Consider the following 20,757-nt stretch of genomic DNA (forward strand, 5'->3'; position numbering starts at 1 on the left):
CGGCTCTTGGCCGGCCATGTCCGCCCCCGTCCTCACGTTAAGCGCGGACCAGGCTGCAGCCGCCCTCAGCCAGGGGGCGGAACGCCTCCTCCGCCGGGGTGGTGCTGAGCAGCTTGTAGTAGTCCCACGGGCCGCGGGATTCGCGCGGCGACTTCACCTCGAACAGGTAGGAGGGCTGGAGGCGCCGGCCATCGGGGCGGATGGAGCCCTGGCCCATCGCGTCGTCGTCGGTCGGCATGGCCTTCATGCGGTTCACCGCCTCGACGCCGCTGGCCTTGGCCCGGGCCACGCCCATGTCGGCCGCGGCCTTCAGGTAGTGCAGCGCGGCCGAGTAGCAGCCGGCCGAGCCCATGCCGGGGCGCAGCTGGTTGGGCATGTTGGGCAGGATGCGGCGGGTGAAGGCGCGGGTGCGGTCGTTCAGGTCCCAGTAGAAGGTCTCGGTGCAGACCAGGCCCTGCGCCGTCTCCAGCCCCAGCGAGTTCACGTCGGAGATGAACATCAGCAGCGCCGCCAGCTTCACGCCGCGGCGCGTCAGCCCGAACTCGGCCGCCTGCTTGATGGAGTTGATGGTGTCGCCGCCCGCATTGGCCAGCCCGATCACCTTGGCGCGCGACGCCTGCGCCTGCACCAGGAAGCCCGAGAAGTCCGTCCCCGGGAAGGGAGTGCGGACGCCGCCCAGTACGCGGCCGCCCGCGCCCTGCACGAAGGCGGTGGTGTCGCGCTCCAGCGCGTGGCCGAAGGCGTAGTCGGCGGTGAGGAAGAACCAGGTGTCGCCGCCCGTGCGCACCATCGCCGCGCCGGTGGACTTCGCCAGCATGTAGGTGTCGTAGGTCCAGTGGACCGTGTTTGGGCTGCACTGCGCGCCCGTCAGGTCGCTGGTGGCGGCCCCCGAGTTCAGGTGCACCTTGTTGCGCTCGCGCACCACCGTGTTCACGGCCAGCGCGACGGAGGAGGTGGGGACGTCCATGATGACGTCCACGCCGTCGCGGTCCATCCATTGGCGCGCGATGTTGGAGCCGACATCGGGGCGGTTCTGGTGGTCGCCCACCAGCACCTCGACGTTGATGCCGCGCGCGGTGACGCCGGAATCCACGATGGCCTGGCGGACGCAGGCGACCGAGGACGGACCGCCCACGTCGCGGTATAGGCCCGACTGGTCGTTCAGCACGCCGATGCGGATGGTGTTCTGCGCCTGCGCGCGGGCCTGCCACGTGGGCAGGGCGCCCAGCGCGGCGGCGCCGCCGAGGAGTGTTCTGCGGTTCAGTTCCATGGTTGTCACCTCCCTGGTGATGGTGGTGGGGCGGGCGGTCTTGGCGCCGCCGCGCCCCGGGGTTTCACGTCAGCGGGCGATGGCGCAATTGCCATCGGCGAGCGGCCGGAACGCCTCGTTCGCCGGCACGGTGGACAGCAGCTTGTAGTAATCCCACGCGCCACGGCTTTCCTGCGGGGTCTTCACCTCGAACAGGTAGGCGGGGTGGATCTTGCGGCCATCGGCGCGGATGGAACCGGGGCCGAAGGCGTCGTCATCCGTCGGCATCGCCTTCATGCGCGCCACCGCATCGGCGCCGCTGGCCTTGGCCTGGGCCACGCCCATGTCGGCCGCAGCCTTCAGGTAGTGCAGCACGGCGGAGTAGCAGCCGGCCTGCACCATGGAGGGGCGGATGCCGCCGGGCATGTTGCCCAGGCGCTGGGTTAGCGCGCGGGTGCGGTCGTTCAGGTCCCAGTAGAAGGTTTCGGTCAGCACCAGGCCCTGCGCGGTCTGCAGGCCCAGGCTGTGCACGTCGGTGATGAAGACCAGCAGCCCGGCCAGCTTCACGCCGCGGCGCGTCAGCCCGAATTCGGCGGCCTGCTTGATGGAGTTGATGGTGTCGCCGCCGGCATTGGCCAGCCCGATGACCTTGGCGCGCGAGGCCTGCGCCTGGATGAGGAAGGAGGAGAAATCCGTGTTGCCCGGGAAAGGCGTGCGGACCTGGCCCAGCACGCGTCCGCCATTGGCGCGCACGAACTCCGCCGTGTCACGCTCCAGCGCATGGCCGAAGGCGTAGTCGGCGGTGAGGAAGAACCAGGTGTCGCCGCCCGCGCGCACCATGGCGCCGCCGGTGCCGCGCGCCAGCATCCAGGTGTCGTAGGTCCAGTGGATGGTGTTGGGGCTGCACTGCGAGCCGGTGAGGTCGGAGGTGGCGGCGCCGGAGTTCAGGAACACCTTGTTGCGCTCGCGCGCCACGGTGTTGACGGCCAGCGCCACGGAGGAGGTGGGCACATCCACGATCACGTCCACGCCGTCACGGTCCAGCCACTGGCGGGCGACAGTGGAGCCGACATCGGGGCGGTTCTGGTGGTCGGCCTGCACGACCTCGACGTTGATGCCGCGCGCGGTGACGCCGCTGTCCTGGATGGCTTGGCGAACGGCCTGGACGGAGCCGGGGCCGGACAGGTCGCGGTAGAGGCCGGACTGGTCGTTCAGCACGCCGATGCGCAGCGTGTTGGCGGCCTGCGCCCGCGCCCGCCCGGAAGGCAGCGTGGCAGCGAGCGGCGTGGCCGCGGCGGCGGCGAGGAGGGTGCGTCGGTCGAGGGTCATGGGTCCGGCGGTTCCTTTCTTTGCTCTCAGACGCCCAGGTATTCGTGCAGGCGGTCGAGGGAGGTGGAGAGCTCGGCGTTGGTCACGGTCTCGACCACGCGGCCATGCTCCATCACGTAGTGGCGATCCGCCACGGTCTGGGCGAAGCGGAAATTCTGCTCCACCAGCAGCACGGTGAAGCCGCGCGCCTTCAGCTCGCGGATGGTCTTGCCGATCTGCTGCACGATGACGGGCGCGAGGCCCTCGCTCGGCTCGTCCAGCAGCAGCAGCCGGGCGCCGGTGCGCAGGATGCGGCCGATCGCCAGCATCTGCTGCTCGCCGCCCGAGAGCTTGGTGCCGGGCGAGCGCGCGCGCTCCTTCAGGTTGGGGAACAGCGTGTGGATCTCGTCTACGCTCAGCCCGCCCGCGCGCACCGCCGGGGGAAGCATCAGGTTCTCGGTCACGTCGAGCGAGGCGAAGATGCCACGCTCCTCCGGGCAATAGGCGATGCCGGCGCGGGCGATGAGGTCGGAGCGCAGTCCGATCGTCTCGCGCCCCTCATAGGTGATGGAGCCGGCGCGGCGGCCCACCAGCCCCATGATGGCGCGCAGGGTGGAGGTCTTGCCGGCGCCGTTGCGGCCCAGCAGCGTCACCACCTCGCCCTCGTGGATGTCGAGGCTCACGCCGTGCAGCACGTGGCTCTCGCCATACCAAGCCTCGAGGTCGCGGACCTTCAGCAGCGGCTCAGCCATGCGCGGCGTCTCCCTGGAAGTTCGGGTCGGTGCCCAGGTAGGCGCTCTGGACATCGGGGTTGCGGGAAACGGCGGCGTAGTCGCCCTGGGCCAGCACCTCGCCGCGCGCCAGCACGGTGATCTCGTCGCACAGGCCTTCAACGACCTTGAGGTTGTGCTCCACCAGCAGCACGGTGCGGCCCTTGGCCACGCGCTTCACCAGGGCAACGATGCGGTCCACGTCCTCATGCGTCATCCCGGCGGTGGGCTCGTCCAGCAGCATCATGGTGGGCTCCATCGCCAGCGTGGTGGCGATCTCCAACGCGCGCTTGCGGCCGTAGGGGAGCTGCCCGGCCTGCGCCTCGGCGTATTCGGTCAGCGCCACGTCGGCCAGCAGCTCGCGGGCGCGGGCGTCGTACTTGTCCAGCACGGAGGCGCTGCGCCAGAAGTCGTAGGAGCCGCCGCGCTCGCGCTGCAGGGCCATCTTCACGTTCTCAAGCACCGTCAGGTGCGGGAAGACGGCGCTGATCTGGAAGGAGCGCACGAGGCCCAGCCGCGCCACCTCGGCGGGCTTCATGCTGGTGATGTCGCGCCCATCATAGGTGATGGTGCCGCGCGTCGGGATCAGGAACTTGGTGAGCAGGTTGAAGCAGGTGGTCTTGCCCGCGCCATTGGGGCCGATCAGCCCGTGGATGGTGCCGCGGCGGATCTTCAGGTTGACGTCCTTCACGGCGACGAAGCCGCGGAACTCCTTGGTCAGCCCTTGCGCCTCAAGGATCGTGTCGCTCACCCGGTTGGTTCTCCCTGCCTGTCGCGGCCCTGCGGGCGCTGCGTTATCCTCGTGTATGGCAATGCAACGAGCCATGTGCAAGCGTCACGGCAGGTGCCGCAGAAACAGGCACGTCACTGTCGCGGCATCGTCATCAGCAGGCGCTCGGGGGTTGCGGGAAGGTCCAGGCTGGGCAGGCCCGAAGCGTGCTTCAGCGCGTTGACCACGGCGGTGGCCAGCAGCAGCGGCGGCTCTCCCACCGCCTTGGAGCGGTAGAGCGTGCCCTCCCGCCCTGGCGAATCGGACAGCAGCCGGGCGTGCAGCGCCGGCACGTCGCGCGAGCCGGGGATCTTGTAGGTGGAGGGGCCCAGGGTGCGCTGGCGGCCCTCCTTGTCCCACCACAGTTCCTCGCTGGTCAGCCAGCCCAGGCCCTGCACGAAGGCGCCCTCGATCTGGCCGAGGTCGATCGCCGGGTTCAGCGAGCGCCCGCAATCCTGCACCAGCCAGGCATGAGTGCAGCGGTGCTCGCCGGTGAGCGTGTCCAGCAGCACCTCCGCCACCGCCGCGCCGTAGGAGAAGTAGAAGAACGGTGCCCCGCGGAGTGCGACGGGATCCCAGTGGATGCCGGGCGTGGCGTAGAAGCCGGTGGCGGACAGGCTCACGCGCTCCTGCCAGCACAGCTTCGCCAGCTCGCCGAAGCGCAGGGCTTCGTTGCCGTGGCGGATCAGGCCGTCCTCCCAGCGCAGCGCCTCGGGCGCGCAGCCCAGGCGCTGCGCCGCCACGACGGCCATGCGCGCCTTCACCGCACCGGCGGCCTCGTGCGCCGCCCAGCCATTCAGGTCGCTGCCGGTGCTGGCGGCGGTGGCGGAGGTGTTGGGAACCTCGCCGGTGCTGGTGGGCGCGAGGCTGATGCACTGCACCGGGATGCCGAAGACCTCGGCCACCACCTGCGCCACCTTGATGAACAGGCCCTGGCCCATCTCGGTGCCGCCATGCGCCAAGCGCACCGAGCCGTCGGTGTAGACGCTGACCAGCGCGCCGGCCTGGTTGAGCACGCGGATGCCGAAGGAGATGCCGAAGGCGCAGGTGAAGGAGCCCAGGCCGCGGCGCAGCGTCGGATGCGCGGCGTTGAAGGCGGCGATGTCGGCCAGCCGCGCGTCCCACCCGGCATCGGCCTTGGCCTCGGCGAGGCAGCGCAGGGGCAGCGCGGGTTCCAGCGCCTGGCCATAGGGGGTGCGGGCGGCCAGGTTGCGCTCGCGCACCACGTCCAGCTCCAGGCCCGTGGCGCGGGCGATGGCGGGCAGGACGTCCTCCATCAGCAGCGCGCCCTGCGGGCCGCCGAAGCCGCGGAAGGCGGTGTTGGAGACGTGGTTGGTCTTCACCGCGCAGCATTCCAGCCGCAGGGCGGGGGCGCCGTAGCAGTTCAGCGCGTGGGTCAGCGCGCGGAACACCACGCCGCCGGACATGTCGGCGGAATGCCCGCCATCGGCGGCCAGCAGCGCATCCAGCGCCAGCAGCCGGCCATCGGCGTCGAAGCCGGCCCGCCAGCGATACAGGAAGGGGTGGCGCTTGCCGGTGGCGGCCATGTCGGCCCGGCGCGGCAGGCGCAGCTTCACCGGGCGGCCGGTGAGCCGCGCGGCGAGGGCGGCGGCGGCGGCCACCCAGGAGGCGTTGCTTTCCTTGCCGCCGAAGGCGCCGCCCATGCGGCGGCATTGCACGGTGACGCGGCTGTAGGGCTCGCCCAGCACGCGCGCGACGATGTGCTGCACCTCGGTGGGGTGCTGGGTGGAGGAATGGACGAGCATCTCGCCCTCCTCCCCCGGGATGGCGAGCGCCACCTGGCCTTCGAGGTAGAAGTGTTCCTGCCCGCCGGCGCGGAACTCGCCGGAGGTGGTGAGGGGTGCGGCGGCGAGGGCGGCGGCGGCGTCGCCCTCCGACAGCACCATGGGCGGCACCACATAGTGCCCGCGCGCCAGCCCTTCCTCGATGCTCAGCACCGGCTCCAACGGTTCGATGCGCGCCTGCATGGCGGCGGCGGCGCGCAGGGCTTCGTCGCGCGTCGGCGCCACCAGGATGGCGAGGGGCTGGCCGTGATGCTCCACCAGGCCATCGGCCAGCAGCGCCTCGTTGCAGGCGATGGGGGCGATGTCGTTCTCGCCAGGGATATCGGCGGGCAGGATGGCGCGCACGCCGGGCGGCAGGTCCAGGCCGAGCAGCCGGCCATGCGCGACCGGGGAGAGCGCGAGCGCCGCGTGCCAGCACCCGGCGGGCTCGGGCATGTCGTCCAGGAAGCGCGCCTCGCCGGCGGCGTGGCGCAGGGCGCTGTCATGCGGCAGCGGCAGGCCGACGCTCATGCGGACGGCCTCGCGGCCCTCCGCATGGGTATCTTCTGTGCCCTTAAACGCCGGGCGGCCGCATCCGCGGCCTCGGCTTGCGCCGCACCACGGTTGCGCAAAGCCACGCAGGCATTAGGGCGGCGGGCCGCGCCGTGCGCGACCAAGGGAAGGGCGGCGCTCACGCGTGGACCTCCGCAGGCAGTTCCGGGTGGGTGTGGCGCAGCGCCAGGCGGCGCAGCAGGCCGCGGGCTGCTTCCAAGCGATAGGCGGCCGATGCCCGGTGGTCGTCCATCGGCGTGAAGCGCAGCGCGGCGCCGGCTGCCTGTGCCGCGGCGTCGTCCAGCGCGCGGCCCAGCAGCGCGGCCTCGGCCTCGGGCGCACGCAGGGCGGTGGCGGCCATGCCGCCGAAGGCCAGGCGGGCGCGAGAGACCACGCCACCCATGAACTCCACGCAGGCAGCCAGCGAGACGGCGCTGATGTCCTGGTCATGCCGGCGCGACAGCTTCTCGGCGGCCAGCAGCGCGCCGGCGGGCGGGGCAGGGAGGTGGATGGCGACGATCAGCTCGCCGGGTGTCAGCGCATTGCGGCGGTAGCCGGTGAGGAATGCCGCCACCGGCAGGCGGCGGGCGCTGGTTTCCACCTCGGCATCCAGCGCCAGCAGCACGGGCAGCGCATCGCCGATGGGCGAGGCGGTGCCGAGGTTCCCCGCCACCGTGCCCAGCGCGCGGATTTGGCGCGAGCCGAGGCGTTCCAGATAGGGCACCAGCGCGGCGAAGCGTGCGTCGGCGCGGCAGGCGGCCAGCCATTCGGCATAGGGCGCGGCGGCGCCGATGCGCTGGCCATCGCGCGTGGCGGCCACGCCCTGCATCTCGGCCACGTTCAGCAGGCAGATGACGGTGTCCGGGCGCTCGCGGTGCTCGGAGAAGCGCAGGCCGAGGTCGGTGCCGCCCATGAGCAGCATGGCTTGCGGGTGCTGCGCGCGCAGCGCCAGCGCCTCCTTCAGCGTGGCGGGCAGGTGGAAGCCGCCGAAGCGTGCGCTGTCCGGCACGGCAGCGGGCGCGGCGGCGCCGTCATCGGCCATGGTGGCCAGCGCGTCGAGGATGGGCCGGTAGCCGGTGCAGCGGCACAGATTGCCGGCGAGCGCCGCGTGCGGGTCGCCGCCCTCGCGCGTCCAGGCCCAGGCGGCCATGACGATGCCCGGCGTGCAGAAGCCGCATTGCGTGGCCCCGCCCTGCGCCATGGCCTGCACCACCGGATGCGCGCGGCCCAGCCCTTCGACGGTGCGCACGGCACGGCCGTGCAGCTGGCCCAGCACGCAGAGGCAGGCGTTGATGGGCCGGCGGCTGTCGCCATCCTCCAGCACCACGGTGCAGGCGCCGCAATCGCCCTCGGCGCAGCCCTCCTTGGTGCCGGAGAGGCCGCGGGCGCGCAGCCAGTCCAGCAGGGTGGTGGTCGGCGGCGCGTCGCCGGCGGTGACGGCGGCGCCGTTCAGGGTGAAGCGTAGTCCCGGCATCCCGTCATCATGGCGAGGGATGAACGCCCTGTCATCTGAGACCGTCCTCGCCGATGATGTCCGCCACCGCCAGCCCGCCGATGCGGGGCAGGGGGCGGCCGCCATACGCCAGCGCCAGGCAGAGCAGGATCTCGTCGCGGCGCGGGGCGTCGGTCATCCGCGCCTCGATGGCGTCGAAGTGGGAGCGCACGAAGGCGGCGTCCTTGTGGCCCAGCGGCACGTCGATCGCGCAGCCCATCGGCCCGCGCTTCTTCGCAGAAGGAATCAGCGCCGGCCCCTTGCCCAAGGCGGCGCGGACCGGCGCGCCCATCTTCGGGTGCAGCAGCGCGGCGGCGTGCTCCAGCTCGCCATCCTCGCCGACGATGGCGGCCTTGCCGAAGGATTGCGCCGGCCCGCCCAGCGCCGCCAAAGCCCGCGTGGCGAGTTCCGCGCCCAGCGTGGCGCCGAGCTCCATGAGGTCCGACAGGTCCTCGGCGTAGCGGCCGGCATGGGGGTTGGCCAGCACGGCCATGGCGACGACGCGGCGGATGGGCGGGGAGACGGCGCGCCCGGCCTCCATCGCGGTCTCCTCCACCAGCAGGCCCCATTTGCGGATCATGCCGCCCACTCCGGCACGCGGGCGGCGGGGGGCGTGTTGCGGGAGCGGCCGGGCACCACGGCGGCGCCATCCACCATTACCATGCCGATGCCGGGCAGCTCGCCCATCAGCAGCGCCTCGGCGGCGTCCTCGCCGGCGCCGCCGATGGGGGCGTCGAGGAAGACCAGGTCGGCGGCGCGGCCGGGCGCGATCATGCCCGCCTCCAGCCCGCGCCAGCGCGCCACGTTGCCGGCGGCGGCGGCGATGGCCAGCCCGGGGTCCAGCTCGCCCACCGCGCACAGCAGGGAGATCGTGCGCAGCACGCCCAGCGGCTGCACGCCGGAGCCGGCCGGGCTGTCGGTGCCGATCACCAGGCGGTCCAGCCGGCCCATCTCGCGCAGCAGGTTCATCACGAACAGCGCGTTGCGCGGGTTGCCATTGTGCACCACCTCGATGGCGCGCCTGGTGCCGGCCACCACCTGCTCCAGCGCGCGCTGCGGCAGGGAGGTGGGGCCGCCATTGATGTGCGCCACGATGTCGGCGTCCGCCGCGATGACCACGGGCGCCTGCATGAGGTTGGAGCCGGCGATGGAGGGGCCGCCGCAATGGATCATGCTGTTCAGCCCGGCCTCGCGCGCCCATTGCGCGTGCTGCACCACCTCGGCCTCGTCCTTGACCGTGCCCAGGCCGATCTCGCCCAGCCAGCGCACGCCGGCCTCGGCCATCTCGCGGTAATCGGCCTCGGTCAGCTCGCGCTCGGGCACCGGGGCGCCGGCCAGTACGCGGGCGCCGAGCGGGCGGAAATTGGCAAAGGCGCGCTGGGCGGCGATGGCCAGGGCCTTCACGCCGACGCGGTCCTTCGGGCGGCCGGGCAGGTGGACCTCGCCGGCGCTGACGAGGGTGGTGGTGCCGCCATGCACCATCGCCTCGATCCAGCCGAGCTGGTTCTGCCGCGGCGTCCAGTCGCCGAAGGCGGGGTGGACGTGGTTGTCCAGCAGGCCGGGCATCACGGCGCAGCCACGGGCGTCCAGCACCTTTTCCGCCTCGTGCTGGCCGCCGATGGCGGCGATGCGGCCATCCTCCAGCAGCAGCGTGCCGGCCTCCAGCACCGGCCGGGCGATGTCGCCGCTGAACAGGGTGCCGATGTTGCGGATGAGGATGCGCGCCATGGCGGCAAGGCTGGCCCCGGCGCGCGCGCCTTGTCAAAGCCCGCCCCGCGCCGCCATGCTGGCACCCAGGCAAGGCGGGGGCTTCATGGCGCGATACTGGCGGCCGGCGACGCTGGATGAGGCCCTGCGCATCCGCGCGGAGACCGGCGCGCGCCCCCTGGCCGGCGCCACCGACATCCTGCCCGCCCGCGCCAACGCCGCCACCTGGGACGCGCCGCCCGAGGAGGACTGGCTGGACCTTTCCGGCATCGCCGGCCTGCGCGGCGTGGCGCGCGACGGCGATACCTGGCGCATCGGCGCGCTGACCAGCTGGGCCGCGCTGCGCGACGACGACGCGCTGCCGCCGGGCCTGCGGGCGCTGCGGCAGGCGGCGGCGCAGGTGGGCGGGCGGCAGGTGCAGGCGCGCGGCACGCTGGGCGGCAACCTGTGCAATGCCTCGCCCGCCGCCGATGGGGTGCCGCCGCTGCTGCTGCTGGAGGCGTCGGTGGAATTGGCCTCGCCGCGCGGGGTGCGGGTGCTGCCGCTGCGCGGCTTCATCCTGGGCAACCGGCGCACCGCGCTGGCGGCGGATGAGGTGCTGGCGGCGGTGCTGGTGCCGGCCACCCGCGCTGCGGTGCCCAGCGCCTTCGCCAAGCTGGGGGCGCGGGCGCACCTGGTCATCTCCATCGCCATGGTCGCCGCCGATGCCGAGGGGCGCGCGGCGGTCGGCGCGTGCTCGGAGGTGGCGCGGATGTGGGAGGAAGGCGTGGACCCGATTGGCGACGTGCGGGCCGATGCCGCCTATCGCCGCCACGCCGCCGCGGTGCTGGTGGAGCGCACCCGCGCGATGGCGAGGGCGGCATGATCGTCAACGGAGAGGCCGTCACGCTGGACCTGCCGCCGCACACCCGGCTGAGCGAGGCGCTGCGCGAGGGGCTGGGGCTGCGCGGCACCAAGGTGGGCTGCGACGCCGGGGATTGCGGCGCCTGCACCGTGCTGCTGGACGGCGCCCAGGCCTGCGCCTGCCTGGTGCCGCTGGGCCAATGCGCCGATGCGCGCGTGGAGACGGTCGAGGGCATCGCCGCATCGCCGGAAGGGCGGGCGCTGGCCGCGCGCTTCCACACGGCGGGCGCGGCGCAATGCGGCATCTGCACGCCGGGGATGCTGGTGGCGGCGGTGGAATTGCTGCGCCGCGACCCCGCGCCGCGCGAGGCGGCGGCGGAAGCGGCGCTGGGCGGCGTGCTGTGCCGCTGCACCGGCTATCGCCGCATCATCGAGGCCGTCTGCGGCACCGGACCGGCGGCGGAGATCGGCGGCGTCGGCGCGCGGCTGCCGCGGGTGGACGGCGCCGCCAAGCTGGACGGCACCGCGCGCTACGGCGACGACGCCGCGCCGGCGGAGGCGCTGTGGGTGCGGCCCATCCGCTCGCCGTACGCGCATGCGCGGGTGGTGGTGGGCGAGGTGGACGCCTTCCACGCCGCGCATCCCGGCATCCGGCTGCTGGTGGCGCGGGACGTGCCGGGGCGCAACGGCTTCGGCATCTACCCGCACATCAAGGACCAGCCGGTGCTGGCCGAGGTGGCGCTGCATCGCGGCGACTGCGTGGCGGCGCTTGTCGGCCCGCGCGCTTCGGTGCTGGCGGTGCCGCGCGCCGCCGTGCCGGTGGTGCTGGAGCCGCTGCCGGCGCTGTCGGCACCCGCCGCCGCGCTGGAAGCGCCCGCCATGCACGCGCAATTCCCCGGCAACGTGCTGGCGGAGGGCGTGGTGCGCCGGGGTGATGCTGCCGCCGCCCTGGTCGGCGCCGCGCATCTGGCCGAGGGCGAGTGGGAGACCGGCTTCGTCGAGCACGCCTATCTCGAGCCCGAGGCCGGCTGGGCGCGCCGCGTCGGCGATGGCGTGGAGGTCTGGTGCTCCACCCAGGCCCCGGCGATGGACCGCGAGGAGGTGGCCGGTGTGCTGGGCATCCCTCTGGAGGCGGTGCGCATCATCCCCAGCGCCTGCGGCGGCGGCTTCGGCGGCAAGCTGGATGCCGGGATGCAGCCGCTGCTAGCCGTCGCCGCCTGGGTGACCGGGCAGCCGGTGCGCGGCGCCTGGACGCGGGGCGAAAGCATGGCGGCCTCCACCAAGCGCCACCCCGCGCGCATCACCGCGCGCGCGGGCTGCGACGCCGAGGGGCGGCTGCTGGCGCTGGAATTCGACGGCACCTACGACACCGGCGCCTATGCCTCCTGGGGGCCGACGGTGGCGGGGCGGGTGCCGGTGCACGCCTCCGGCCCCTATCGCGTGCCCAATGTGGCGGCGCGGGCGCGGGCGGTGTTCACGCACAACCCGCCCTCCGGCGCCTTCCGCGGCTTCGGCGTGCCGCAGGCCGCGCTGGCGCAGGAGGCGCTGTGGGACATGCTGGCCGACCAGGCGGGGCTGGACCGGCTGGAGTTCCGCATCCTCAACGCCCTGCGGCCCGGCGACGCCACGGCCACCGGCCAGGTGCTGCGCCATTCCGCCGGCCAGGCCGCCTGCCTTGAGGCGCTGCGCCCCGCCTGGGCCGCGCTGCGTGCCGAGGCCGCGGCGCGCAACGCAGCGGGCGGCACCCGGCGGCATGGCGTGGGCGTGGCCGGAATGTGGTACGGCATCGGCAACACCGCCATGTCCAACCCCTCCGAAATGCGGCTGGTGCTGGAGGGTGGCACGCTGACCTTCCTGAACGGCGCGGTGGATATCGGGCAGGGCAGCAGCACCGTTCTGGCGCAGGTGGTGGCGGAGGCGCTGGGCCTGCCGGTTGCCGCGCTGCGCGAGGTGAATGGCGACACCGCGCTGACGCCGGATGCCGGCAAGACCAGCGCCTCGCGCCAGAGCTTCGTGTCCGGCCGAGCGGCGCTGGAGGCGGCGCTGGACCTCAAGCGGCAGGTCAACGGCGTGCTGGGCTGGGATGGCGCGCGCGTCACCGTCAATGGCGAGGCGTGGCGCGGTGGCGCCATCACCGGCACCGGCCGCTTCGACCCGCCCACCGTGCCGCTGGACGCCGAAGGCCAGGGCGTGCCCTACGCCACCTATGGCTTCGCCGCGCAGCTCTGCGCGCTCAGCGTGGACACCGAACTGGGCACCGTGGCGCTGGAGCGCTTCGTGGCGGCGCATGATGTGGGCCGCGCGCTGAACCCGACGCTGGTGGAAGGCCAGGTGCATGGCGGCATCGCCCAGGGCATCGGGCTGGCGCTGATGGAGGAGTACATCCCGGGCCGCACCGAGAACCTGCACGACTACCTCATCCCTTCCTTCGGCGACGTGCCGCCGATCGAGGTGATCCTGGTCGAGGACCCGGAGCCGCTCGGCCCCTACGGCGCCAAGGGCGTGGGCGAGCCGGCGCTGGTGGCCACGGCGCCCGCCATCCTCTCGGCCATCCGCGACGCCACGGGTGCCTCCATCCGCCGCGTGCCGGCGCTGCCGCACCGGGTGCTGGAGGCGCTGCGCGGTGGATAGGACCGGCATCTTCGGCGCCGCCGAGGCCGACGGCATCGTGCGCTGCGACGCCTGCCCGGTGCTGTGCCGCATCCGCCCTGGCCGCGCCGGCGCGTGCTCCCGCTACGCCAATGCCGATGGCCGGCTGGTCCGCACCGACCCGCTGGTGCTGCTGGAGCGCACGGTGGAGGCCGGCGCGCCGACCGTGCCCTTCCTGGATGCGGCGGAGGAATGGTCAGGGGAGGTCTTCGTCACCGCCATCGGCGCCGGCACCACCTATCCGGACTACAAGCCCGCGCCCTTCATCGTCTCGACCCCGCAGGCGGGGGTGGACACGGTGACGGTGGTGACGGAGGGCATATTCTCCTACTGCGGGCTGAAGGTGAAGCTCGACACCGACCGCCACCTGGGCGCCGAATGCGCGCCGGTGCTGCATGAGGGCGAGCAGATCGGCCACGTCACCACGGCGGAATACGGCTCGCAGATGCTGTCGCTCGGCGGGGTGCGGCACCTGACCGGCGGCTCGAAGCGCGAGGGCAACGTCACCTGCGCGGCCATGCTGGCGCTGTGCCGCAAGGAGGCGATCGAGGTGCAGGTGCAGGGCGGCGCGCGGCTGGTGCTGCGATCCGGCGCCGCACCCATCGTCAACGGCGTGCCGGAGCAGCGCATGCGCGTGGGCTGCGGCAGCGCGGCCATCGGCATCTTCGCCCAGCAGTTCCAGGGGCAGGTGGACGAGGTGGTGGTGCTGGACGACCACATCACCGGCGTGCTGACCGAGCACCAGGCGGGCAAGTGCCTGTCCATGCGCCCATCCGGCCTGCGGGTGCGGGGGCGGCGCTCGACGCCCGGGCGGTACTTCCAGGTGGCGCATCCCGGCACCGGCTGGGGCGGCACCGACGTGACCGACCCGCTGAGCGTCATCGAGTCCTTCGACCCCAGGCTGGCCTGGCCCGGCATGCGCGTGCTGATGACCAGCACCACCGGCGAGGACGCGCTGTTCTTCACCCTCGACGACGCGCTTCGCCCGGTGCCGCTGCCGCTGCCGGACGCCGTGGCCCGCACCGTGGCGCGCATCGGCGAGAATTGCGAGCCGGCGCTGTGCACGGTGGTGTTCATGGCTGGCGCCGGCGGCTCGCTGCGCGCCGGCGTGACGGAGAACCCCATCCTGCTGACCCGCGCCGTGCAGGCGGGCGAGGTGCGCGTGACCATGGGCGGCGCGCCCTGCTACCTGTGGCCGGGCGGCGGCATCACCATCATGGCCGATGTAGCGCGGATGCCGGACAACGCCTTCGGCTCGGTGCCGACGCCCGCGCTGGTGGCGCCCATCGAGTTCACCCTGCGCGCCGAGCTTTACGCCGCGCTGGGCGGCCACCTGGAGCACGCCATCCCCCTGGCGACGCTGCTGGAGCGCCACGGCGCCGAGAGCGAGCGCGCCCCCTGGATCGCGCCCAACCCATGGCCGGATGCGCCGGGGTGATCGCGCGCGCGCTGCTGCCCGATGGGCGGCTGCACCTGTGCGACGGGCCGATCAACCTGGTCATCGGCCTGGAGGGGCCGCGCCCGGCGGTGCTGGCGGCGCGCGAGGCCGCCCATGCGGCGCTGGAGGGCGTGCTGGCCGGGCTCTGCGCCGAATTGCCGCTGCTGCGCGCGCCGCTGGATGGGGAGCGGCCGGAGGCCGTGCATCCGGTGGCGCGGCGCATGGTGGCCGCCTGCTGGCCGCACCGCGCGGGCTTCATCACGCCGATGGCGGCGGTGGCGGGCGCGGTGGCCGACCACGTGGCCGAGGCGGTGAGGCAGGTGCCGGGGCTGCGGGTGGCCCACGTGAACAATGGCGGCGACATCGCGGTGATGCTGGCGCCGGGCGAAAGCCTGCGCGTCGGGCTGGTCGCGGACCCGGCGGCGCCGCGCGCCGACGGCGTGGCGTTGCTGCGGCATGGGGATGGGGTGGGGGGCGTGGCGACCTCGGGCTGGCGGGGACGATCCTTCTCGCTGGGCATCGCCGATGCGGTGACGGTGCTGGCGGCGGATGCGGCGGCGGCGGATGCGGCGGCGACCGTCATCGCCAACGCGGTGGACGCCGAGCACCCCGGCATCCGGCGGCGGCCGGCCAGCGCCCTGGACCGGGACAGCGACCTGCGGGAGCGGACGGTGACGGTGGACGTGCCCCGCCTGCCGCCCGCCGTCGCGGAGGCGGCCCTGGCGCGCGGCCTGGCCGTGGCGGAGGCGCTGATCGGCCGCGGGTTGATCTGCGCCGCCTGTCTGCGCTTGCAGGGGGAGGACCGCGTGGCGGGCGCGGAGGTGTTCCGCAGGGAGGCCCTGGCGCGTTAGGCTGGTGACCGAGAAGGACGAGACATGACCCATCCGCGCCTGCTGCGCCGCCTGCTGATCCTCAACCTGGCCGCCGCGCCGGCCGCCCTGGCGCAGGAGCCCAAGCGCGGCAGCGAGGGGGAGACAGCGCCTCGCCTGCCGCCGAAGCGCGGCGCGCCGGAGGAGCCGCGCAGCGGCGCGACCGACCGCGACCCCAGCGACCCGCCGGGGCGCGGCCGCGGCGGGGCGGCGCCGCAGCGCCCGCCGGGCACCAGCGATGCCGACCCGAACGACCCCCCGGGCCAGGGGCGCGGCGGCAACGCCCAGCGCGGCGCCAGCGACGCCGACCCGAGTGACCCGCCCGGCCAGGGCCGGGGCGGCAGCGCACCGCGCGGCGCCAGCGACGCCGACCCCAGCGACCCGCCGGGACGGGGCCGGGGCGGCCCCGGGCGCACCCCGGCCGGCCCGACCGACCAGGACCCGACGGACCCGGCGGGCCGCGGGCGCGGCCCCGGCCCGGAAACCAAGAGCACCTGACCTCAGAGCGGCAGCAGGATCGGCACCAGCACCAGCGTGACGATCATGCACAGGACGGTGAACGGCACGCCCACCTTCACGAAGTCGCCGAAGGAGTAGCCGGCCGGCCCGACCACCAGCGTGTTCACCGGCGAGGACACCGGCGTCATGAAGGCGCAGGAAGCCGCCAGCGCCACCGTCATGGCGAAGGGGTAGGGCGAGAAGCCGAGGTCGCTCGCCACCGCGATGGCCACGGGCGCCATCAGCACCGCCGTGGCGGTGTTGGAGATGAACAGCCCCAGCCCGGCGGTGAGGACGAACAGCGTCAGCAGGATCATGCGCGGCGAGGCGTTGCCGGCCACGCCCACCACGAAGTCGGCGGCCAGGTCCACGCCGCCGGTGCGCTGCAAGGCGATGGAGAAGGGCAGCATGCCCACGATCAGCAGCACCGTCTTCCACGAGACGGCGCGGTAGGCGCTGGTCATGTCCACCACGCCGAACAGCCCCATCAGCAGGCAGCCGATCAGCGCGGCCTGGGCGTTCGGCACGATGCCCGAGACCATCAGGCCGATGGTGACCGCCAGCGCCAGCAGCGCGTGCGGCGCGCGGTCGGGCACCGGCAGGGCGTCGGCGGATTCCTGCGGCAGGTTCAGCAGCACCAGCTCGTCCTGGTGGGCGCGCATCTTCTGGATGTCGCTCCAGAAGCCGAACAGCAGCAGGGTGTCGCCCACCTTCATCGGCGTGGAGAGCAGCGCGTCGGACAGGATGCGGTTGCCCCGGCGCATCCCGATGGCGGTGAGCCCGTGCTCGGAGCGCAGGCGGGCCTGCAGGACGGTGTGGCCCACCAGGTCGGACTCGGAGGGGATGACCGCCTCCACCATGCCGACGACCTGGGTGCGGCTGGTGAAGTAGCGCCCGCCGGCACCCAGCGGCAGTGCCTCCAGCCCGTAGGTGTTGGCGACGGGGCCGATGGTCTGCTGTTCGCCCTGCAGGTCGAGCAGCAGCACGTCCCCGGCCTCCAGCACGGTGGAGCCGGAGGGCCGGGCGATGTCGGTGCCGAAGCGACGCGGGCGCTCGATGGCGAGGACGTTGATGCCCTGCGCGCGCAGGTCCAGTTCCGCCAGCGGGCGGCCGAGCAGGGAGGAATTGGCCAGCACCTTCGCGCGGTGCTCGCGGTCGGGCAGGTCGTAGGCGGCGATCCAGTCGCGCATGGACTTGCCGCCGGCGCCGGCGCCGGGGGCGGACTTGGCGCCGCCCAGCAGGCGGCGGGCGAAGACCATGTAGCCCACGCCGAGCAACAGGAAGGAGAGGCCGAAGGGCGTGATGGTGAAGAAGCCGAAGCCGGCGTTGCCCGCCTGCTGCAAGGCGCTGTGCACCACGAGGTTCGGCGCGGTGGCCACCAGCGTCACCATGCCCGAGGAGAGTGCGGCCATGGAGAGCGGCATCATCAGCTGGCGCGGCGAGGTGCCGGTGTTCTGGCAGATCCGCAGCACCACCGGGATGAAGATGGCCACCACCGCCGTGGAGGAGAGCACCGCGCCCAGCGCGCCCACCACCAGCATCAGCAGCACGAGCATCTTGGACTCGTTGTCGCCGCCGCGCTGGAACAGCCAGTCGCCGGCCATGCGGGCGATGCCGGTGCGCACCAGCCCGTCGCCCACCACGAACAGCGCGGCGATCAGGACCACCGAGGGGTCGGCGAAGCCGGCCAGCGCCTCGTTCACGGTGATGACGCCGGTGAAGGGCAGCAGCACCATCATCAGCACCGCCACCGCGTCCATGCGCGGCTTGTTGACGATGAACATCCCCACCGCCGCGACGAGCAGGCCAAGGACGATGAGGAGGTCTGTGTTCATCAGATGCCCCAGGGCAGGCCGAGCAGGTACCAGCCGACGAGGAACAGGGTCCAGACCACGCAGAGCACCGCCACGTAGGGCAGCATCAGCGCGATCACGGTGCCCACGCCCGCGTCCTTCTGGTACTTGATGGCGAAGGTGACGATCATGGCGAAATAGGCGTTCAGCGGCGTGATGGCGTTCATCGGGCTGTCGCCGACGCGGTAGGCCGCCAGCACCGCCTCGGGCTCCATGCCCAGCTGCATCAGCAGCGGCACGAAGACCGGCGCGAAGATGGCCCACTTGGCGATGGCCGCGGTGATGATGAGGTCGAGCCCGAACACCGCAACCACGAAGCCCACCAGCAGCGCGACGGGGGGCAGGTTCATCGTCTTCAGCACGTCGGCCATCGAGACGGCGGCGAGCGTCGCCATGTTGGTGTAGTTGAAGTAGGCGATGAACTGGCTGATCACCAGCAGCAGCAGGATCAGGCCCGACAGCCCGGCGATGCTCTTCTGCATGGCGCCGATCGCCTCGTTCGTCGTCTTCAGCGTGCCGGCGCCGCGGCCGTAGCAGATGCCGCAGACCATGAAGATCAGCGCGATGGTGACGATCAGGCTGTTCATGAAGGGCGTGGCGCCGACCAGCGCCCCCGTCTCCGGGTGGCGCAGCGGCGCCCCAGGGGGCAGGGCGAGGGCGAGCACGAAGGCCAGCGAGCCCAGGAAGCCCCACAGCGCCAGGCGCAGCCCGCGCTGCTCGGCCTCCGTCATCGCGTTCTCGCCCGGCACCTCGTAGCCGCCGGTGTAGGCGCCCAGGCGGGGCTCGATGACGCGCTCGGTGATGAGGGAGATGACGATGGTGAGCATCACCACCGAGCCGATGGAGAACCACAGGTTCGCCGCGAGGTCGATGGTCGCGCTGGGGTTCACCAGCCGGATGGCGTCGTTGGTGATCTCGGTCAGGATGCCGTCGGTCGGCACGATCAGCACGTTGACCAGGAAGGCCGCCGCCACCGAGGCGAAGCCCACCGCCAGCCCCGCCAGCGGGTGCCGCCCGACCGAGAGGTAGGCGGCGGCCGCGAGCGGGATCAGCACCAGGTAGCCCGCATCGGCGGCGATGGAGGACACGATGCCGACGAAGCACAGGATGTAGGTGAGCGCCCGGGGCGGGGCCACCAGCACCAGCTTGCGGATCAGCGCCTTCACCAGCCCCGCTTCCTCCGCCACGCCGACGCCCACCATGGCGATGATGATGACGCCCACCGCGTTGAAGCCCATGAAGTTGGCCACCACGGAGGTGTACATGAAGCGGATGCCCTCCACCGTCAGCAGCGAGCGCGCGGCGACGAAGGCGGGCTCGATGTCGCCGGAGGCCGGGTTGTAGGCCTGGAACGAGACGCTGGCGCCGATGGCCCCCAGCACGGCGGAGAGCGCCATCACCAGCAGGATGAGGTAGACGAAGATCATCACCGGGTGGGGCACGCGGTTGCCCACGCGCTCCACCGCGTCGAGGACGCGCTGCATCCCCCCGCCCTTGCCGGGCTCGGCCGCCGCGCTCATGCGCCCAGCGCCGCGAGGATGCGCACCCAGGAGCGGATGCCCTTCTGGAAGGAGCGCAGGTCGTACTTCTCGTTCGGCGAATGGATGCGGTCATCCTCCAGCCCGAAGCCGGCCAGGATGACGTCCATGCCCAGGTGGCGCTTGATGTCCCCGGTGACCGGGATGGAGCCGCCGCCGCCGATGAAGAAGGCGTCGCGCCCCCATTCGGCGGACAGCGCCTCGCGCGCCCGGGCGAAGGCCGGGTCGTTGACCGGGAAGCCGATGGCCTGGCCTGAGCCGTGCTCCTTGAACTCCACCCGGCAATCGGCCGGCAGCCGCGCCTGTACGAATTCCCGGAAGTTGCGGCGGATGGCGTGCGGGTCCTGGTCGAACACCAGGCGGAAGGAGATCTTGGCCGAGGCCATGGCGGGGATGACGGTCTTGAAGCCCTCGCCCTGGTAGCCGCCGCCCATGCCGTTGATCTCGGCGGTGGGGCGCGACCATGTCTGCTCCAGCACGGAACGCCCCTTCTCTCCGGCCGGCACGGACAGGCCGACGGCGCCGAGGAACTTCTCCTCGCTGAAGGGCAGGGCCTCCCACTGCGCCTTCAGCGCGGGGTCCAGTTCCGGCACGCCGTCGTAGAAGTGCGGGATGGTGACGCGGCCATCGGCGTCGTGCAGGTCGCTGAGGATGCGCGCCAGCACCCGGTTGGGGTTGGCGGCGGCCGAGCCGTAGAAGCCGGAATGCAGGTCGCGGTCGGCGGCGTGGATGGTGATCTCCTCGCCGCACAGCCCGCGCAGCATGGTCTGGATGGCGGGCGTCTGGGCATCCCACATGTTGGTGTCGCAGATCAGGCCGATGTCGGCCTTCAGCTCCGCCGCGTGGGCCTTCAGGAAGCCGGGCAGGTTCACGCCGCCGGATTCCTCCTCGCCCTCCAGTAGCACGGTGATGCCCATCGGCAGCTCGCCCGCCACTTCCTTCCAGGCGCGGCACGCCTCGATGAAGGTCATCAGCTGGCCCTTGTCGTCGGCGCTGCCGCGGCCGGTGATGACCTGCCGGCCGTCCAGCTCCTGCACGGCGGGGTCGAAGGGGTCGCGCGTCCACAGCTCCAGCGGGTCCACCGGCTGCACGTCGTAATGGCCGTAGAACAGGGCGGTGGGCTTGCCGGGGGCGGGCAGCTTGGCCAGCACGATGGGGTGGCCCGGCGTGTCGCACACCTGCGCCGCGAAGCCGATGCTGCGCAGGTCGGCGGCGTGCCATTCGGCGCAGGCGCGCACCTCGCCGGCATAGGCCGGGTCGGTCGAGATGGACTTCAGCCGCAGCGTCGCCAGCAGGCGTTCCAGCGCCGCATCCATGTTGGCGTCGGCGCGCGCCAGCACCGCATCCACGCGGGATCGTGTCATCGTGGTTCCCATCTTGCCTCTCCCTCCCTGATCAAGGATTTGGCAAGCAGGCTACACCCGCCGGCGCCCGGCCG

Annotated in this window: 16 protein-coding genes; 5 read left to right on the plus strand and 11 right to left on the minus strand. The window is 72.9% G+C overall.

The annotated features are described in order from the left end of the window. Positions 1–37: 37 nt before the first annotated feature. The 8 genes from ACI6QG_RS04200 to ACI6QG_RS04235 all read right to left on the minus strand — a co-directional run bounded on the left by ACI6QG_RS04200 (position 38) and on the right by ACI6QG_RS04235 (position 9,652). A complete protein-coding gene (locus ACI6QG_RS04200) occupies positions 38–1,270 on the minus strand; it encodes an ABC transporter substrate-binding protein (protein ID WP_407023310.1) in 1,233 nt (410 codons plus the stop codon). A gap of 69 nt (positions 1,271–1,339) precedes the next feature. Next, positions 1,340–2,578: an ABC transporter substrate-binding protein gene (locus ACI6QG_RS04205; protein ID WP_407023311.1), complete on the minus strand. Its 1,239-nt coding sequence runs from the start codon at positions 2,576–2,578 to the stop codon at positions 1,340–1,342. Between the two features lie 26 nt (positions 2,579–2,604). Further along, positions 2,605–3,309, minus strand: coding sequence for an ABC transporter ATP-binding protein (locus tag ACI6QG_RS04210; protein WP_407023312.1), 705 nt, complete (start codon positions 3,307–3,309; stop codon positions 2,605–2,607). Beyond that, positions 3,302–4,078, minus strand: coding sequence for an ABC transporter ATP-binding protein (locus tag ACI6QG_RS04215; protein ID WP_407023313.1), 777 nt, complete (start codon positions 4,076–4,078; stop codon positions 3,302–3,304). Before ACI6QG_RS04215 ends, ACI6QG_RS04210 begins: the two co-directional genes overlap by 8 nt. 113 nt (positions 4,079–4,191) lie before the next feature. Continuing rightward, positions 4,192–6,411 (minus strand): xanthine dehydrogenase molybdopterin binding subunit, encoded by a 2,220-nt coding sequence (xdhB, locus tag ACI6QG_RS04220; RefSeq protein ID WP_407023314.1) that lies wholly within the window; start codon positions 6,409–6,411, stop codon positions 4,192–4,194. Positions 6,412–6,571: 160 nt separating this feature from the next. After that, a complete protein-coding gene (locus ACI6QG_RS04225) occupies positions 6,572–7,906 on the minus strand; it encodes an FAD binding domain-containing protein (RefSeq protein WP_407023315.1) in 1,335 nt (444 codons plus the stop codon). Positions 7,907–7,937: 31 nt separating this feature from the next. Next, entirely contained in the window at positions 7,938–8,504 is a 567-nt protein-coding gene (locus tag ACI6QG_RS04230) for an amino acid synthesis family protein (protein ID WP_407023316.1), read from the minus strand. Further along, positions 8,501–9,652 (minus strand): amidohydrolase family protein, encoded by a 1,152-nt coding sequence (locus ACI6QG_RS04235; RefSeq protein WP_407023317.1) that lies wholly within the window; start codon positions 9,650–9,652, stop codon positions 8,501–8,503. Before ACI6QG_RS04235 ends, ACI6QG_RS04230 begins: the two co-directional genes overlap by 4 nt. An 85-nt stretch (positions 9,653–9,737) precedes the next feature. Between ACI6QG_RS04235 and ACI6QG_RS04240 the strand changes: the two genes are divergently transcribed. The 5 genes from ACI6QG_RS04240 to ACI6QG_RS04260 are packed head-to-tail and all read left to right on the plus strand — an operon-like array spanning position 9,738 to position 15,928. Then, the gene (locus ACI6QG_RS04240; protein ID WP_407023318.1) at positions 9,738–10,496 is read left to right on the plus strand and encodes an FAD binding domain-containing protein; all 759 of its coding nucleotides are present in this window, start codon (positions 9,738–9,740) and stop codon (positions 10,494–10,496) included. Then, positions 10,493–13,105: a molybdopterin-dependent oxidoreductase gene (locus ACI6QG_RS04245; protein WP_407023319.1), complete on the plus strand. Its 2,613-nt coding sequence runs from the start codon at positions 10,493–10,495 to the stop codon at positions 13,103–13,105. The genes ACI6QG_RS04240 and ACI6QG_RS04245 overlap by 4 nt, the downstream gene beginning before the upstream one ends. Continuing rightward, the gene (locus ACI6QG_RS04250) at positions 13,098–14,561 is read left to right on the plus strand and encodes a 6-hydroxynicotinate reductase (RefSeq protein WP_407023320.1); all 1,464 of its coding nucleotides are present in this window, start codon (positions 13,098–13,100) and stop codon (positions 14,559–14,561) included. The genes ACI6QG_RS04245 and ACI6QG_RS04250 overlap by 8 nt, the downstream gene beginning before the upstream one ends. After that, positions 14,558–15,412 carry a UPF0280 family protein gene (locus tag ACI6QG_RS04255; RefSeq protein WP_407023321.1) on the plus strand — a complete coding sequence of 285 codons (855 nt, stop codon included), beginning with the start codon at positions 14,558–14,560 and terminating at the stop codon, positions 15,410–15,412. The genes ACI6QG_RS04250 and ACI6QG_RS04255 overlap by 4 nt, the downstream gene beginning before the upstream one ends. A 24-nt stretch (positions 15,413–15,436) precedes the next feature. After that, positions 15,437–15,928, plus strand: coding sequence for a hypothetical protein (locus ACI6QG_RS04260; RefSeq protein WP_407023322.1), 492 nt, complete (start codon positions 15,437–15,439; stop codon positions 15,926–15,928). A gap of 2 nt (positions 15,929–15,930) precedes the next feature. Here the strand turns inward: ACI6QG_RS04260 and ACI6QG_RS04265 are convergent, their stop codons facing one another. Genes ACI6QG_RS04265 through ACI6QG_RS04275 form a run of 3 tightly spaced genes read right to left on the minus strand, consistent with a single transcriptional unit; the run spans position 15,931 to position 20,683 of the window. Then, complete coding sequence (locus tag ACI6QG_RS04265) at positions 15,931–17,763, minus strand: SLC13 family permease (protein ID WP_407023323.1); 1,833 nt, start codon at positions 17,761–17,763, stop codon at positions 15,931–15,933. Next, positions 17,763–19,301: an AbgT family transporter gene (locus tag ACI6QG_RS04270; RefSeq protein ID WP_407023324.1), complete on the minus strand. Its 1,539-nt coding sequence runs from the start codon at positions 19,299–19,301 to the stop codon at positions 17,763–17,765. The genes ACI6QG_RS04265 and ACI6QG_RS04270 overlap by 1 nt, the downstream gene beginning before the upstream one ends. Beyond that, positions 19,298–20,683 carry a M20/M25/M40 family metallo-hydrolase gene (locus ACI6QG_RS04275; RefSeq protein ID WP_407023325.1) on the minus strand — a complete coding sequence of 462 codons (1,386 nt, stop codon included), beginning with the start codon at positions 20,681–20,683 and terminating at the stop codon, positions 19,298–19,300. The genes ACI6QG_RS04270 and ACI6QG_RS04275 overlap by 4 nt, the downstream gene beginning before the upstream one ends. Positions 20,684–20,757: the final 74 nt, after the last annotated feature.

This window comes from Sabulicella flocculans, assembly GCF_045449635.1.
In the GTDB taxonomy this organism is placed as follows: Bacteria; Pseudomonadota; Alphaproteobacteria; order Acetobacterales; family Acetobacteraceae; genus Roseococcus.

Coding starts and splice junctions, on each gene's coding strand:
- ACI6QG_RS04205 (WP_407023311.1), bottom strand. CDS start 2,578: ATGACCCTCGACCGACGCACCCTCCTCGCCGCCGCCGCGGCCACGCCG.
- xdhB (WP_407023314.1), bottom strand. CDS start 6,411: ATGAGCGTCGGCCTGCCGCTGCCGCATGACAGCGCCCTGCGCCACGCC.
- ACI6QG_RS04210 (WP_407023312.1), bottom strand. CDS start 3,309: ATGGCTGAGCCGCTGCTGAAGGTCCGCGACCTCGAGGCTTGGTATGGC.
- ACI6QG_RS04240 (WP_407023318.1), top strand. CDS start 9,738: ATGGCGCGATACTGGCGGCCGGCGACGCTGGATGAGGCCCTGCGCATC.
- ACI6QG_RS04230 (WP_407023316.1), bottom strand. CDS start 8,504: ATGATCCGCAAATGGGGCCTGCTGGTGGAGGAGACCGCGATGGAGGCC.
- ACI6QG_RS04245 (WP_407023319.1), top strand. CDS start 10,493: ATGATCGTCAACGGAGAGGCCGTCACGCTGGACCTGCCGCCGCACACC.
- ACI6QG_RS04265 (WP_407023323.1), bottom strand. CDS start 17,763: ATGAACACAGACCTCCTCATCGTCCTTGGCCTGCTCGTCGCGGCGGTG.
- ACI6QG_RS04270 (WP_407023324.1), bottom strand. CDS start 19,301: ATGAGCGCGGCGGCCGAGCCCGGCAAGGGCGGGGGGATGCAGCGCGTC.
- ACI6QG_RS04235 (WP_407023317.1), bottom strand. CDS start 9,652: ATGGCGCGCATCCTCATCCGCAACATCGGCACCCTGTTCAGCGGCGAC.
- ACI6QG_RS04275 (WP_407023325.1), bottom strand. CDS start 20,683: ATGACACGATCCCGCGTGGATGCGGTGCTGGCGCGCGCCGACGCCAAC.
- ACI6QG_RS04260 (WP_407023322.1), top strand. CDS start 15,437: ATGACCCATCCGCGCCTGCTGCGCCGCCTGCTGATCCTCAACCTGGCC.
- ACI6QG_RS04200 (WP_407023310.1), bottom strand. CDS start 1,270: ATGGAACTGAACCGCAGAACACTCCTCGGCGGCGCCGCCGCGCTGGGC.
- ACI6QG_RS04225 (WP_407023315.1), bottom strand. CDS start 7,906: ATGCCGGGACTACGCTTCACCCTGAACGGCGCCGCCGTCACCGCCGGC.